Here is a 15,000-nt window from a genome sequence, read left to right on the forward strand (position 1 = left end):
CTGTGACTAGAGTAATCACACCAGCGTGCGCAGCGGGCAAGCGGCGTACGCGGGCGACGTCGGCGCTACGCCTCCGGCGAACGGTGGGTGCGGCGCCTGGCGCGGCGGTTGGCGATGACCTGGTCGACGTCGTCCAGCGCACGGCGCAGCCGCGCGGTGGTCTCGGTCATGCGCCGCGGCTGCACGTCCACGCCATCGAGGAAGGTGCGGTGGCGGTCGTTCAGGATCGCGTGGCGCAGCGCGATGCCGTGCGCGGCCAGCAGCGGCTCCAGTGTCTGCGCGTTGCGGCGCAGGTCGGCCAGGGTGTTGCGGTAGGCGAGCTGGCACACGCGGTGGCGCGCGGCGTAGCTGAAGAGATTGGTGAAGAACAGTTCGCTGTTGTTGGCGTTGGGCTCGAACACCAGTTGGTCCACCTGCGGGTACTGCTGCGCGTATTTCTCCAGCCCCACCTGCATGCGCGATTGCAGCAGGGTGCGGAAGGTCTGCGACAGCACCGCCGGCAGGCCGCCGGCGAGCAGCCGCGCGCGGTCGATGTGGCCATTGCGGCGCGGCGCATGGGTGGCGTCGTAGGGCACCAGCGGGTTGATCCCGATCATCAGGTCGATGCCGCGCTCCAGCAGGGTGGAGGCGTGCATGGTGCGGCGCAGCGCGCCGTCCACGTAATGGTGCCCGTCGATCTGCACCGGCGGGTACAGTCCCGGCAGCGCGGCGCTGGCCTGGATCGCCAGCGAGATCGGCACGTGGTCCATGCCCGGCTCGCCGAAGCGCACCGTGCGGCCGCTGTCCAGGTCCACCGCGACCACGAACAGGCTGGTATCCAGGTCGCGGAAATCGTTGCTGCGGCCGCGGCGGCTGAACACGTCCTGCAGGAAGCGCTCGACCCCGGCGTTGTCGAACAGGCCGCTGGGCACCAGCCCGCCGAAGCGGGTGATCAGGTCGGACCAGCGGGTCTTGCGCGGCTCGGTGAGCAGGTCGTGCCACCAGCCGTAGGCCAGCCGCGGCAGCGTCGCGGCGCGGCGCAGGTACTCGTAGACGTTGGGCCGCAGGAAGTCTTCCGGGCGGAAGTGCGCATCGTCGCTGTTGCCGGTGACGAAGATCCGGCAGATCTCGGCGCTGCTGACCCGGTTGGCCAGGCCGGCGGTGAGGAAGGCCCCGGAGCTGACCCCGACATAGCAATCCAGGCGGGTCAGGTCCAGTCCGTCCAGCGCCTCGTCCAGGGCGCGCAGCGCGCCGAGGCCGTACATGCCGCCGATCGGGCCGCCGCCGGCGATGGCTAGGCCGATGCGGCCATTGGAATGGGGACGGGGCGAGGCGCTATGGAGGGAAAGCATGCGCGGTCCGCAGGAGGCAGTGGCGCGAGTGTAGCCGAGCGCGGCGACGCTTGCGGTCGTGACGGGCTGCGACCATCATCGGCGGCCATGGCCCGCAGCAACCCCGTCCTGGAACGACTCGGCCGCCGCCTGGCGTGGCACCAGGCGCTGCACGACCCCGTGCGCGAACCGCGCAACGCGCTGCGCTGGCTGCAGGAACTGCGGCGCTGGCAGTCGCAGCGGCTGGAGCGCAGCTTCGAGCACTTCCTGGAGGATCCGCAGCGGCGCCCGGCGGCGATGTTCTTCCTTACCGACGTTTATGGCGACCGCGACTTCAGCCGCCGCGACGCCGACATCGTCAAGGTGTTGCCGATGATGCAGCGGCTGATGCCGGCGGCGTTGCTGGACACGGTCGCCGACGGCATCGAGCTGGGCGCGCTGACCCACGCCCTGGACCTGCGCATGGCTGCGGCGCTGCAGGCCCTGGCGCCACGGCGCAAGCGCCTGGACGAGGCGCTGTATGCCCAGGCCTATCGGCAGACCGGACTGCCGCGGCTGCGCCAGCGCCAGATCGATCTGATCGCCCGCGTCGGCCTGGGCCTGGCCAACGCGGTGCACACGCCCGGCGTGCGCATGTTGCTGCGCTTCGCGCGCGGCCCGGCCAAGGCGGCCGGGTTGTCGGAACTGCAGGGCTTCCTGGAGCGCGGCTTCGACGCGTTTTCCAAGCTGGGCGACGCGGAAGGCTTCATCGGTGATATCGAGACCACCGAGCGCGCCGTGTCGCGGCGGTTGTTCGCGGGCGATCCGGATCCGTTTGCGTTGGAGTGAGTCGGGGGCCGCGCCCTCACCCCAACCCCTCTCCCGGGGGGAGAGGGGCTTTGGTCGTTCCTTCTCCCCTCGGGAGAAGGTGGCCCGCAGGGCCTGATGAGGGGACGGGCGCAGCCTCGTGTAGCCAGTTCCATCAGTGCTTGGCGCCGTACCCTCACCCCAACCCCTCTCCCGGGGGGAGAGGGGCTCGATCGCGCATCAGCCCAGCTTTTCCGCCAGCACGCGGCGGATCTCGCTCTCCACCGTGCCCTTCATCGCCGACAGCAGGAACCCCAGTTCGGCGGTGACATGCACCTGCTTGGGCAGCAGTTCGATGCGGCCGTCCACGCCCGAGCGCGAGAACAGCAGGGCGTCGCCGTCCCAGTGCGATTCCAGGTCGAAGCGCTCGGCCAGTTTCCTGGCGGCGGTTTCGATGGCCTTGCGGGCCTGCGCGGGGGACATGGCGTGGTCGTGGCGGATGTCGATGCTGGACATGCTGGCTCCTGTGCGGGCGGGTGCCCGCGTGAACGATCAGGCATTGTGCGTATGCGCGATGCATTGTCCAGCGCGCGCGCTTCTGCGCGCGCGGGCAACCTGCTAGGCTGCCCGCCGTGCACGATCTGCAAGTCCATTTCAGCAACCGCCAACATCCCGACCGGCCCCTGCGCGCGGGCGTGCATCGCATCGTGCGGCTGGCCTCCGGCCAGGTCAGCGTGGTCGACGACACCCAGGGCGCGTTGCTGCTGGCGCAATTCTGCCTCGACCGGCGCGGGCTGTGGCTGCAGGTCGCCAACGGCAGCCGCGGCATCCACGTCAACGGCCGCCCGGTGCGGCGCATGGCCCTGCTGCGCGCCGGCGACGCGGTCTACGCCGACGGCGTGGAGATGGTGGTGCAGGGCAAGTGCGAGCCGCTGCAGCGCCTGCCCGAGGTCAGCGAGGCCGAACACGACGATCCGCGCCTGGTGTTGCGCGGTGTCGGCGGCCCGCACCATGGCCGCAGTTTCACCGTGGACCGGGTGCGCAGCGTCGGCCGCTTGCGCGACTGCGACATCCGCATCGACGATCCGGCCTGCGCCGAGCAGCACGCGCGCCTGGAACGGCACGGCGAGCGGGTGCTGCTGCGCGGCTTCGGCGATGCGCAGACCCAGGTCAACGGCATCGCCGTGCGCAGCTGCTGGCTGCAGCCCGGCGATCAGGTCGTGTTCGATGCCCAGCACCGGTTCGTGCTGGAAGTGCCGCAGATGGTCGGTGCCGAGCCGCTGCGCGACGACCCGGCCCTGGCCGCGTTGGCGCTGACGCCGGCGGTGGCCCCGCGTCCGGCCACCGTGCGGCGCTGGCCGTGGCTGTTGCTCAGCGCCTTGCTGCTGGCCGCCGCGCTCAGCGGCCTGCTGTGGTTCGGCGCGCGCTGAGCGCCCGCCAGCCGCGCCAGCCCAGCAGCACCGCCAGGATCGCCGCGTACAGCAGCGGTTCGCGGATGTCCGACTTCACCAGCCACCAGAAGTGCAGCACGGCGAGCACGCCGATCGCATAGATCGCCTTGTGCAGCTTGCCCCAGTTGCGCTTGAGCCGGCGCATCCAGCCCTGGGTGGAGGTGACCGCGAGCGGCACCAGCAGCAGCCAGGCCAGGAAGCCGACGGTGATGTACGGACGCTTGACGATCTCCTCGAAGATCTGCGTCCAGTAGCCGCGCAGGTCCAGCCCCAGGTAGGCCGCCAGATGCACGCTGGCATAGAAGAACGCGTACAGCCCGAGCATGCGCCGGAACCGCAGCAGCACCGGCTGCCCGGTCAGCTGCCGCAGCGGGGTGATGGCCAGGGTCAGCAGCAACAGCCGCAGCGCCCACAGCCCGGTGCGGTGTTCTACCTCGGCCACCGGATCGGCCCCCAGGGCGTCGCTGCCGGTCTGCCACACCTGCCAGAACTGCCAGCCCAGGTACGCCATCGGCGCCAGCGCCAGCGCATGCACCACCGCCTTGGCGGCAATCAACGAAGTCGAGGTCTTAGCCATGCGCCGTCATCGCGCGGTGTGGGCAAAGGCGGCATGAGACGCGCCGACTGTGGTGCCAGCCATCGCGCGACGCCACCACCCGGCGCCGCGCTTTTCCCATTCCCGATTCCCGGTTCGCCATTCCCAGCCTCCGCTCAATACCATTTCTTCAAATCCATCCCCGCATACAGCGACGCCACCTGGTCGGCATAGCCGTTGAACGGACGGGTGGGAATGCGCTCGGCGAACAGCTTGCTGGCCTTGCCGGCGATGCGGCGCTCGGTCTTCTGGCTCCAGCGCGGATGGTCCACCGCCGGATTGACGTTGGAGAAGAAGCCGTACTCGGACGGCTGCAGCTCGTGCCAGGCGGTTTCCGGCATGCGCTCGACGAAGCGGATCTCGACGATCGACTTGATGCTCTTGAAGCCGTACTTCCACGGCACCACCAGCCGCAGCGGCGCCCCGTTCTGCTGCGGCAGCGGCTTGCCGTACAGGCCGGTGGCGAGCAGGGTCAGCGGATGCATGGCCTCGTCGATGCGCAGGCCTTCCTTGTAGGGCCAGTCGATCGAGCTGTAGCGGATGCCGGGCATCTGCTGCGGATCGGCCAGGGTGGTGAAGGCGACGTACTTGGCCTTGGAGGTCGGCGCAAAGCGCTTGAGCACCTCGCCCAGCGGCACCCCCAGCCACGGGATCACCATCGACCAGCCTTCCACGCAGCGCAGGCGGTAGATCCGCTCCTCGGGCGTGTGGCCCTTGAGCAGGTCGTCCAGGCTCAGCGTGCCGGGCTTCTCGCACTCGCCGGACACCTTCACCGACCACGGCGAGGTGCGCAGGGTCTTGGCCGCCTTCGACGGATCGGTCTTGTCGGTGCCGAACTCGTAGAAGTTGTTGTAGCTGGTCACGTCCTCGTAGCGGGTCAGTTCCTCGTTGGTACGGAACCCGCTGCGCGCCTGCTCCGGCGTCACCACGGTCTTCGGCGGTGCCGGCGGCTCGGCGTCGGCGCAGCCGACCAGGCCGGCCACCGGGGTCAGCGCCAGGGCCTGCAGCAAGCGCCGTCGCTCGCGGTAGACCGCTTCGTCGGTGATCTCGCGGCTGGGGACGGTGAGGGCATCGCGCAACGACATGGCGGACTCCTGGAGCGAAGGGGGCGAGCGGTGACGGGGACTTCAGCACAGACTACGCATACGCCGGGCGAATGGATGCAAATGCAACCTAAATTGCCCGGGCAACAAGCTGTTGCGCTGCGGCATACTAGGGGTCCTGTCCGATAGGTGTCCCATGACGCGCGCGTTCAATTTCAGTGCCGGCCCCGCTGCGTTGCCGGAATCGGTCCTGCGCCAGGCGCAGGCGGAGATGTTGGAGTGGAACGGCGTGGGCGCCTCGATCGTGGAGCTGAGCCACCGCGGCGCCGAATTCATGGAGGTGGCGGCGCAGGCCGACGCCGACCTGCGCCGGCTGATCGGCATTCCCGACGACTACGCCGTGCTGTTCCTGGCCGGCGGCGCCACCACCCAGCAGGCGTTGCTGGCGCTGAACTTCGCCGCGCCCGGGCAGACCGTGGACTACGTGGTGACCGGGCACTGGAGCAAGACCGCGATCAAGCAGGTCGGGCCCTACGTCGACGTGCACGTGGCCGCCAGCAGCGAGGCCGGCGGCTTCCGCGACATCCCGCCGCGCGCCGACTGGCAGCTGCGCGACGATGCCGCCTACGTGCACATCACCGCCAACGAGACCATCCACGGCGTGGAGTTCCGCGACACGCCGGACGTCGGCGCGGTGCCGCTGTTCGCCGACTTCAGCTCCAGCATTGCCTCCGAGCCGATCGACGTGAGCAAGTACGCGCTGATCTACGCCGGCGCGCAGAAGAACCTCGGCCCGGTCGGCGTCACGGTGGTGATCCTCCGCCGCGACCTGCTCGAACGCGCCGGGCAGCCGCGCGCGGACATCTTCGACTACCGCTCGCACGTGGCGCGCGACTCGATGCTCAACACCCCGCCGACCTGGAACTGGTACCTGGCCGGGCTGGTGTTCAAGTGGATGCTGGCCGAGGGCGGGGTGGAGGCGTTCGCCGCGCGCAACCAGGCCAAGTCGGCGCTGGTGTACGCGGCGATCGACGCCTCCGGCGGCTTCTACCGCAACGAGGTCGTGGCGGCGGTGCGCTCGCGGATGAACATCCCGTTCTTCCTGCCGGACGAGACCCTCACCGCGCGCTTCGTCGCCGAATCCAAGGCGGCCGGCCTGCTGGCGCTGAAGGGCCACAAGGCGGTCGGCGGCATCCGCGCGTCGCTGTACAACGCCATGCCGCTGGCCGGTGCGCAGGCGCTGGTCGCGTTCATGCACGACTTCCAGCAGCGCCACGGCTGAGTCGCCGATCTTTTGCAGGAGCGGCGTCAGCCGCGACCGGATCGCTGCGGCGATCCGGACCACCGAGGAACCCCCGATCCATGGCCGCCAAGCCGAAGAAATCCCCCGCCGCCGCCAAGCCGGCCAAGTCCAAGTCCGCCGAACCGGCGCCCGCCGCCACGCCGGCCCTGGCCGACGTGCGCGCCAAGATCGACGAGATCGACCGCACCATCCAGGCGCTGATCGCCGAGCGCGCGCAGTTCGCGCACCAGGTCGGCAAGGCCAAGGGCAAGCTCGCCGCCGCGGTGGACTACTACCGCCCCGAGCGCGAGGCGCAGGTGCTGCGTATGGTGGTGGACCGCAACCAGGGCCCGCTCAGCGACGAAGTGCTGGTGCACGTGTTCCGCGAGATCATGTCCGCGTGCCTGGCGCAGCAGGAGCCGCTGAAGATCGGCTACCTGGGGCCGGAAGGCACCTTCAGCCAGCAGGCGGTGCTCAAGCACTTCGGCCGTTCGGCGGTGGGCCTGCCGATGGCCACCATCGAGGAAGTGTTCCAGGAAGTGGAAAGCGGCAACGCCGACTTCGGCGTGGTGCCGGTGGAGAACTCGGGGCAGGGCACGATCCAGGTCACTCTGGACATGTTCCTCACCTCCAATCTGAAGATCTGCGGCGAGACCGAGCTGCGCGTGCACCAGTTCCTGCTCTCGCGCAGCGGGCGGCTGGACGCGATCGAGCGGATCTATGCGCATCCGCAGTCGTTCGCGCAGACCGCCGGCTGGCTGCGCGCGAACCTGCCGAAGGTGGAGAAGATTCCGGTCTCCAGCAACGCCGAGGGCGCGCGCCGCGCGCGCAATGCCGACGATGCGGCGGCGATCGGCGGGGAGAGCGCGGCGCATGTGTATGCGCTGAAGAAGGTCATCATGAAGTCGATCGAGGACGACGCGGACAACACCACGCGCTTCCTGGTGATCGGGCGGCAGATCTTCCCGCCGTCCGGGCACGATCGCACCTCGGTGCTGGTGTTCATCCACGACAAGCCGGGTGCGCTGTTCGATGTGCTCAGTCCGTTCGCGCGGCATGGGATCAGCATGAACCGGATCGAGTCGCGGCCTTCGCATCAGGCGAAGTGGGAGTACGGGTTCTTCATCGATCTGGCGGGGCATGTGGAGGATGAGGCGATGAAGGCGGCGTTGGCGGAGTTGAAGGCGCATTCGGCGCAGATCAAGGTGTTGGGGTCTTATCCGGTGGCGGTGCCTTGATCGAGCCGTCCTTTCGTCGCGGCACGACGGCCAAAACCAAAAGGCCATCTGATTAACAGTCAAGTGCTCTAAGTGGTTGGTTGCACAAAAGCTGGAAGGCAACGGCAACGGCAACAGCAACAGCTTTCGCGCTTTGCGCGAGTTACTTTTCTTTGCTTGTGCAAAGAAAAGTAACCAAAAGAAACACACCCCCGGGCGGGCTGCCCCGCGCTGCGCGCGGGGTCCGCGGACACGACGGGAATTTTCGGAAGGCACATCCATGTGCCTGCCGAAAACGACGCGCATCCTGCGCGTCGCCCCTTGCGGGGTTTTACCCGTCGTGTCCGCCAGCCCTCACGGGGGATTGAGAGCAACTGCAACAGCAAGAACAACAGCAACAGCAACAGCAACAGCAACTGCAACTGCAACAGCAAGAACAACAGCAACAGCAACAGCAACTGCAACAGCAAGAACAACAGCAACAGCAACAGCAACAGCAACAGCAACTGCAACTGCAACTGCAACAGCAACTGCAACAGCAAGAACAACAGCAAGAACAACAGCAACAGCAACAGCAACAGCAACAGCAACAGCAACAGCAACAGCGGTGAGGGAGTGGGTACGGTAGTCGTAGCGGTAGCGCCAACGCGCGTTAGCGGCATCCGTGTCGTCGGGTGGTAGTGGACCTTCGGGTGGTCGGACTTTCAGGAACGATGATGAGCAACGAGCAAGGCTGGATCGCAACGCGCGGCACTGCGCTGCAGGGCACGCTGACGGTGCCGGGGGACAAGTCGGTGTCGCACCGGGCGGTGATGTTCGCGGCGTTGGCCGATGGCACGTCGCGGATCGAGGGGTTTCTCGAGGGCGAGGATACGCGCGCGACGGCGGCGATCTTTGCCAAGCTCGGGGTGCGGATCGAGACGCCGTCGCCGTCGCAGCGCATCGTGCATGGCGTGGGCGTGGATGGGCTGCAGGCGCCGCAGGGGGCGCTGGATTGCGGCAACGCCGGCACCGGCATGCGTCTGCTCGCCGGGCTGCTCGCGGCACAGCCGTTCGACAGCGTGCTGGTCGGCGATGCGTCGCTGTCGAAGCGGCCGATGCGTCGGGTCACCGAGCCGCTGGCGCTGATGGGCGCGCGCATCGACACCGAGGCCAATGGCGTGCCGCCGCTGCGCATCCATGGCGGACAGCCGCTGCGCGGCATCGACTTCGTCTCGCCGGTGGCCAGCGCCCAGGTCAAGTCGGCGGTGCTGCTGGCCGGGCTGTATGCCGAGGGCGTCACCTCGGTGCAGGAGCCGCATCCCACCCGCGATTACACCGAGCGTATGCTGTCCGCGTTCGGCGTGGAGATCGCGTTCGCGCCGGGCCAGGCGCGGCTGCGCGGCGGCCAGCGCCTGCGCGCCACCGACATCGCGGTGCCGGCGGATTTCTCCTCGGCTGCGTTCTTCATCGTCGCGGCCAGCATCATTCCCGGCTCGGACATCACCCTAAAGGCAGTGGGGCTCAATCCGCGCCGCACCGGCCTGCTCGCGGCGCTGCGGCTGATGGGCGCGGACATCGTCGAACACAACCACAGCGAACACGGTGGCGAGCCGGTCGCCGACCTGCGCGTGCGCTACGCGCCGCTGCGCGGTGCGCGGATTCCGGAGGCCGTGGTGCCGGACATGATCGACGAGTTCCCGGCGCTGTTCGTCGCGGCGGCCGCCGCCGACGGCCAGACCGTGGTCAGCGGCGCGGCGGAACTGCGGGTCAAGGAATCGGACCGCCTGGCGGCGATGGCCACCGGCCTGCGCAGCCTCGGCATCGTCGTCGACGAAACCCCGGACGGCGCCACCATCCACGGCGGCACGCTGGGCGCGGGGACCATCGAGAGCCACGGCGACCATCGCATCGCCATGGCCTTCGCCATCGCCGGTCAGCTGGCGCAGGGCGAGGTGCGGATCGAGGACGTGGCGAACGTGGCGACGTCGTTCCCGGGCTTCGACAGCCTGGCGCGCGGCGCCGGATTCGGGTTGCGCGCAGCCGATTGAGGGCGCTTCCGGCCTGCGTAACCGCAGGCCGGGGTGCATGACTCGAGCGCTGCGCATCCGGAGCGATTCGCGTGCGTGTCGCGAACGCGTGCGCGGTGGAACGCGGACACACGGTGCCGGCGCCGTGGCGCATCTCGCCTCCGCGATCGCCGCTCGGCCACCGGCGACCTGCCGCCTGCCCCCACTCCCGGTGCGACGAAAAACCTGCGGCGGCCCTTCAGGCCGCCGCGCGATTGGCTCGATGCGTCCACGCAATGCCCGTCGGTCAGTCGACCAGACGCGCTGTCGGATGCGCGCTACGTGCAGAACGCGATAGCGCGCAACCGGTGGCGACAGTGCCCCTCATGCGACATGGCGTGCGGTATGTTGCGCCAGCAGCAGCGAATGGCCTGGGTAGTCCGTTGCCGACCACGCTTCGGCGCGGCCACCCAGGTGGCGGGCCAGGAAGTCTTCGCACAGCGCATTGAACGACATGCGGTTGGCTTCCCGCACGAAGCCATGGCCTTCGTCCGTGTAGAGCGCATAGGTCACCGCGATACCGCTCTGCCGCAGGGCGGCGACCATCTGCTCGGACTCCGCCTGCTTCACGCGCGGGTCGTTCGCGCCCTGGGCAATGAGCAGCGGCGCGCGGATCTGCGCGGCGCGATGCAGGGGCGAGCGGTCGCGCAGTTGAGCCAGTCCCTCCGCGGTGGCCGGGTCGCCCATCGCACGGTGCTGGCGGATGCGGTCCGCCTCCCAGTAGGTCGGAATAGATGCCAACAGCGTTTCCAGGTTGGACGGCCCGACCACGTCGATGCCGCAGGCGTAGCGCGACGGGTAACGGGTGAGCGCCGACAGCACCGCGTAGCCGCCGTAGCTGCCGCCGAAGATGGCCAAACGCTTGGGATCGGCGATGCCGCGCTCGATGGCCCAGGTCACGGCGTCTTCCAGGTCCTCGTCCATCTTGCGGCCCCATTCGCCGTCCGCGGCGTTGACGAAGCGCTTGCCGAAGCCGGTCGAGCCGCGGAAGTTGACGCTCAGCACCGCGTAGCCGCGGTTGGCCAGCCATTGGTGCATGGGGTTGAAGCCGAAGCCATCGCGCGACCAGGGGCCGCCGTGCACCAGCATCACCAGCGGCAACGGCGAGGTGGTGCGCAGGTCGCCCCCCTCGGAGCCTGCGGGCACCGTCAGGTAGGACACCAGCGAAAGGCCGTCGCGCGCCGGAATGACCACCGGCTGCATCCGCGCAAGCGGAACCCAGGTGAGTTCGGGACGCAGATCCAGCAGGTGCTGCATGGCTTGCTTCTTGCGGTCATACAGCCATGTGGAGGACGGTCGCGTATCGGACGACAGGGCGACGACCCATTGCTGGTCGTCTTCGGTGCGCGAGGTCAGGCGCCATTCGCCATCACCGGCATAGCCGTCGAGGGTTTCGATGTCGCGCTCGATCGCGTCGTCCAGCATGTGCAGCTTGAAGCGCTCGTAGGTCACGCCGTAGGCCAGGGGACGGTAGCTGGCCACATCGGTGATCATGCCGCCGATGTCGGCGCGCGGGTCTTCAGCCAGCACGGTGATGGCGCCGCTGTTCCAATCGATCGCTACCAGTGCGGCGGTGTCGCGACCGCGGCTGTCGTAGGCGTACAGCGTGCGGCCCTCGACGTCGAAATGGGAGGGGGCCGAACTGCGGCCGTCTTCCGCCGAGAACACCTGCCAGGGCTGCCACACCCCGGCGGCATCGCGCCGCAGCCATTCGCTGCCGCCATCGCGTGTGTTGCGCACGGCCAGCTTCGCCTGGTAGCGCGCATCCACCACGAAGCCGGCAAAGCCGGTGTTCTCTTCCATGCACTGCATCTCTCCGGTGCGGAGATTCAGCACATGCACATCGAAGAAGCGTGCGTCGCGCGCGTTCGAGACGATCGCGATTTCTTCGCGCCGCTCCCGGCTGATGCTTTGCACGCCCGTGCGGACGCCGGCCGCCGAAGGCGTCAAGGCGCGCAGGCTCCCGTCCGAGAGGTCGGCGCCGAACACCTGAAAGTTCTCGTCGCCATCGCGGTCCTGCGAGAACAGCAGCATGCCGGGAACGTAGGTCCAATTGAAGCTCTGGATGCCGCGACGCGTGTCCCGGGTGATCTGTCGGACCTCGCGCGGGTTGCTGCTGGGCGCGGCCCAGATGTTCATCACGCCATCGCCGTCTGCCAGCCATGCCAGCCATTGCCCGTCCGGGCTGATGCTCATGGAGGCCCGCGCCGGGTTGGCGAACAGGTGCTTGCGGGGGATGAGCGCTGCGGGCGCGTCGCCGTCGGCCGCATGCAGGATGTTCTGCATCACCAGCGCCGCCTGGCGCCACTGTTTGCCGTACTGGCTCTTCTGTTGTCGGTAGTAGGCTCTCAGCCGCTTCGCTTTCTCGGGATGCTTTTGCTCCAGCAGAGTGAAGACATTGGTGTAGTTGGTGTCCCCGGGCTCGCGGCCGGCCACGTCTTCCGCATGCAAGGTTTCCAGCACCTGCTTCATGTCGTCGTCTTCTGCCTGGCCCCAGGGGTAGACGGCCATGTTCGCGGCGATACGTGCGTTCATCCAGCCGCGCAGCGTGTCCGACACGGCGCTGCGGGACTGCATCGGGTCCCAGGCCGCGGCTTCGATGCACGTTCCCACGGATGCGGCCACCGACCCGGGCGTCTGCGCATCGGTTTGCGCGACCGCCGCGCGGCGTGCCTTGCGCCAGCTGGCGCTGTCGATGTCCTGGCCCGCCAGGCGTGCCGCATGCAGCGCGGCCACGCCTTCCAGCGCTTCGGCCAGGCCCGCGGCAGCGTCCAGGTGGTTCAGTCCGTGGGTTTGGCCGTTGAGCAGCTCCAGGAGGCTGCGGCTACCCGCGGTGTCCATCGCCATGCCAGGCGCAATGCCCTGCATCAGGTGGATGCCCCAGGACACACCGAGCGTCGAATTGGCAGCGACCATCGAATCGATCGTGAGGGCGAGCCACTTCGGCAGGCCGTAATCGGCTTCCCAGCGGTCCAGGTCGTCGCCTTGCAGCAGGCTGCCGATGAAGCTGCCGACCTCGCCGTTCCAGTACAGCGGGCGATGCTCCCATCGCCCGGCCTTTTCCAGGGATTGCAGCGTGTCGATCGCCTGCCGGCGCAGGTCCGGGTCGCCATGGTATGCGCGCAGGGTCATGTCAGCCTTCCAAGCAGTCGTCGATGAGCTGGGCGATCCGGGTCTTGGAGACCAGGCCCACCAGGCGGGCTTTTTCCTGGCCGTCCATGAACAGGATCATGGTGGGCAGGCCGCGCACGTGGAACTGCTGCATGGTTGCCTTGTTTTCGTCCGCATTGATCTTGCACACGCGCGCATCGCTGGCGTAGTCCTCTGCGATGTCGTCCAGGATGGGCAGCAACTGCTTGCAGGGAGCGCACCATTCGGCCCAGAAGTCCACCAGGACGGGGCCGGAGGATTGGAGGACGTGTTCTGCAAAGCTCGCTTCGGTGATGGCGGTGACGTGGGAAGACATGGTTCGGTCCTGTGGTGACGGAGAAAAGAAACCAGATATGTGCGAAGGCCGATTCAGGCGGGCGTCGGAGAGGGTTCTGCGCCGTCGCCGGCCTGGCTGCCGCTTTCGCAGCGGCGCAGCGTGAGGTCCAGCACGTGGTCGTGGTAGGAGGCCAGCGATTCGCGGTGCGCGACGCTGATCAACGTGCCGTTCGGCAACGCGTGCAGCAGGGCCTGGTACAGCGCTTGTTCGGTGTCCGGATCCAGCGCGCTGGTCGCCTCGTCCAGGAACAGATAGTCGGGCCGGTGCAGCAGTGCACGGCAGATCGCCAGTCGCTGCTGCTCGCCGCCGGAAAGCTTCTGCTGCCAGCGGTCGCTGTCGTAAAGCCGATCCGCCAGCGCTGACAGGCGCACTTCATGCAGCGCCTGGCGCACGCGCGCGTCGTCGAAATCCTCGGGCTGCCCCGGATAGCACAGCGCGGCCTTGAGCGTGCCCTGCGGGATGTAGCTGCGCTGGGGCAGGAACATCAGCTGTCCGCCCTGCGGGTGGCCGATCTCGCCCTCACCGTAAGGCCAGATGCCGGCGACGGCGCGCAGCAAGGTGCTCTTGCCGACCCCCGAGGTGCCGCGCACCAGCCAGCGTTCGCCCCGGCGCATGCGCAGTTCTGGGATGGCGGCCAACTGTTCTCCGTCCGGCTTGTGCAGGGCGAGGTTCTGCGCTGCGATGGCATCGCCGGTGGCACGCCCGATGTGGATGCCGGGGGAGGGCGCGTTGACCTCCTGGATGGCGCCCAGCAGATCGCGCAGTCGGTTGCCCAGGGCCCACCATTCGGTAAAGGTGACGTAGGCCTGGCTGAAGAAGGCCAGGCTGCTGCTGACGGCGGTGAAGGCGCCGCCCGCGCGCGTCACGTCGCCCATCGTGATGGCGCCCGAGAGATAGCGCGGCAGCGCTGCCGCGGTCGGCAGGAGGTGGGAGGAGAAGATCGTCGAGTAGGTTTCGCGCGCCAGGATCAGTTTGACGTTGCGCGCGATGATGTCCCGCCAGTTGGCCCTTACGTCCTCGAAGGATGCATCCAGCCGCTGCTTTTCCTGCGCGCCGCCGTCGTAGAAGGCGATCTGCTCGGCGTTCTCGCGCAGTTGCATGCCGCGGTAGCGGAAATTGGCTTCCACGGTCTGGCGGCGATTGAACAGATAGATCAACGGGCGGCCGGTGAGATGCGAGATCAGCAGCGAACCTGCCGAGTACGCATAGACCAGATAGACCATGTAGCCGGGAATGGCGAAGTCGATGCCCCAGAGCGTGAAGCGCAGCGTGCCGGACAGGTTCCACAGGATGACGGTGAAGGACGCGGCTCCGACAACCACCTGGATGGGGTTGAGGAACAACTGCAGCGTCAGCTCGATGAACCGCGGAATGTCCTGCGAGATGCGTTGGTCCGCGTTGTCCAGGCCGCCATCCCGCTCGATGGCGTAGTACGTGCGCTGGCGGGTCCAGGCGTCGACGAACCAGCGTGTCATGGCGGTGCGCCACTCGTACTGCTGCAGTTCCGTGATCGCGAACAGCAGCACCATGGAGACCAGCATCGCCAGGATGCCGGCGATCCATGACAGGCCCAGGCTGCGCCAGATGTCGTTCCACTCACGCTTCACCAGCGCATCCACCACCTGGCCCGACAACTGGTTGGCCCAGACGGCGACGTAGACGCTGGTGAACATGAGCAACAGCCGTGTCGCGAGAAGCACCCAGCCGCGCCAGCTTTCGCGCGACGTCCAGTAGGGCAGGATCAGGTCGCGCAGACGGGGACGGTGGCGTTGCACGTTCAT

General features: G+C 68.2%; 13 protein-coding genes. 5 read left to right on the forward strand and 8 right to left on the reverse strand.

What is annotated here, in order from left to right; all coding sequences use genetic code 11:
* Nucleotides 1–65: 65 nt before the first annotated feature.
* Nucleotides 66–1,331: a patatin-like phospholipase family protein gene (locus NKJ47_RS10195; RefSeq protein WP_254457820.1), complete on the reverse strand. Its 1,266-nt coding sequence runs from the start codon at nucleotides 1,329–1,331 to the stop codon at nucleotides 66–68.
* Nucleotides 1,332–1,418: 87 nt separating this feature from the next.
* Here NKJ47_RS10195 and NKJ47_RS10200 point away from each other — a divergent pair, with 87 nt between their 5' ends.
* Nucleotides 1,419–2,138, forward strand: a complete 720-nt coding sequence (locus NKJ47_RS10200) for an FFLEELY motif protein (RefSeq protein WP_254457821.1) — start codon at nucleotides 1,419–1,421, stop codon at nucleotides 2,136–2,138.
* A gap of 198 nt (nucleotides 2,139–2,336) precedes the next feature.
* On the opposite strand, the gene NKJ47_RS10205 is transcribed toward NKJ47_RS10200, so the two are convergent.
* On the reverse strand, nucleotides 2,337–2,612 hold the full coding sequence (locus tag NKJ47_RS10205) for a polyhydroxyalkanoic acid system family protein (protein WP_254457822.1): 276 nt from the start codon (nucleotides 2,610–2,612) through the stop codon (nucleotides 2,337–2,339).
* 116 nt (nucleotides 2,613–2,728) lie between these two features.
* Between NKJ47_RS10205 and NKJ47_RS10210 the strand changes: the two genes are divergently transcribed.
* On the forward strand, nucleotides 2,729–3,526 hold the full coding sequence (locus tag NKJ47_RS10210) for an FHA domain-containing protein (protein ID WP_254457823.1): 798 nt from the start codon (nucleotides 2,729–2,731) through the stop codon (nucleotides 3,524–3,526).
* Here NKJ47_RS10210 and msrQ read toward each other — a convergent pair.
* Together msrQ and msrP are read right to left on the reverse strand one after the other, a co-directional pair.
* Nucleotides 3,495–4,124 (reverse strand): protein-methionine-sulfoxide reductase heme-binding subunit MsrQ, encoded by a 630-nt coding sequence (msrQ, locus tag NKJ47_RS10215; RefSeq protein ID WP_254457824.1) that lies wholly within the window; start codon nucleotides 4,122–4,124, stop codon nucleotides 3,495–3,497. The genes NKJ47_RS10210 and msrQ overlap by 32 nt on opposite strands.
* 134 nt (nucleotides 4,125–4,258) lie before the next feature.
* On the reverse strand, nucleotides 4,259–5,227 hold the full coding sequence (gene msrP / locus NKJ47_RS10220; RefSeq protein WP_254457825.1) for a protein-methionine-sulfoxide reductase catalytic subunit MsrP: 969 nt from the start codon (nucleotides 5,225–5,227) through the stop codon (nucleotides 4,259–4,261).
* A 154-nt stretch (nucleotides 5,228–5,381) separates the two neighbouring features.
* Here msrP and serC point away from each other — a divergent pair, with 154 nt between their 5' ends.
* Complete coding sequence (gene serC, locus NKJ47_RS10225) at nucleotides 5,382–6,467, forward strand: 3-phosphoserine/phosphohydroxythreonine transaminase (RefSeq protein ID WP_254457826.1); 1,086 nt, start codon at nucleotides 5,382–5,384, stop codon at nucleotides 6,465–6,467.
* Nucleotides 6,468–6,547: 80 nt separating this feature from the next.
* On the forward strand, nucleotides 6,548–7,705 hold the full coding sequence (gene pheA, locus NKJ47_RS10230) for a prephenate dehydratase (RefSeq protein WP_254457827.1): 1,158 nt from the start codon (nucleotides 6,548–6,550) through the stop codon (nucleotides 7,703–7,705).
* Nucleotides 7,706–8,038: 333 nt separating this feature from the next.
* On the opposite strand, the gene NKJ47_RS10235 is transcribed toward pheA, so the two are convergent.
* Nucleotides 8,039–8,428 carry a hypothetical protein gene (locus NKJ47_RS10235; protein ID WP_254457828.1) on the reverse strand — a complete coding sequence of 130 codons (390 nt, stop codon included), beginning with the start codon at nucleotides 8,426–8,428 and terminating at the stop codon, nucleotides 8,039–8,041.
* On the opposite strand from NKJ47_RS10235, the gene aroA reads away from it, so the two are divergent.
* Nucleotides 8,398–9,714 carry a 3-phosphoshikimate 1-carboxyvinyltransferase gene (aroA, locus tag NKJ47_RS10240; RefSeq protein ID WP_254457829.1) on the forward strand — a complete coding sequence of 439 codons (1,317 nt, stop codon included), beginning with the start codon at nucleotides 8,398–8,400 and terminating at the stop codon, nucleotides 9,712–9,714. The genes NKJ47_RS10235 and aroA overlap by 31 nt on opposite strands.
* A gap of 342 nt (nucleotides 9,715–10,056) precedes the next feature.
* Here the strand turns inward: aroA and NKJ47_RS10245 are convergent, their stop codons facing one another.
* Genes NKJ47_RS10245 through NKJ47_RS10255 form a run of 3 tightly spaced genes read right to left on the reverse strand, consistent with a single transcriptional unit; the run spans nucleotide 10,057 to nucleotide 15,000 of the window.
* A complete protein-coding gene (locus tag NKJ47_RS10245) occupies nucleotides 10,057–12,864 on the reverse strand; it encodes a S9 family peptidase (RefSeq protein WP_254457830.1) in 2,808 nt (935 codons plus the stop codon).
* Nucleotide 12,865: 1 nt separating this feature from the next.
* Entirely contained in the window at nucleotides 12,866–13,198 is a 333-nt protein-coding gene (trxA, locus tag NKJ47_RS10250) for a thioredoxin (protein WP_242159037.1), read from the reverse strand.
* A gap of 53 nt (nucleotides 13,199–13,251) precedes the next feature.
* Nucleotides 13,252–15,000, reverse strand: coding sequence for an ABC transporter ATP-binding protein/permease (locus tag NKJ47_RS10255; protein WP_254457831.1), 1,749 nt, complete (start codon nucleotides 14,998–15,000; stop codon nucleotides 13,252–13,254).

Source organism: Xanthomonas sacchari (assembly GCF_024266585.1).
Taxonomy (GTDB): domain Bacteria; phylum Pseudomonadota; class Gammaproteobacteria; order Xanthomonadales; family Xanthomonadaceae; genus Xanthomonas_A; species Xanthomonas_A sacchari_C.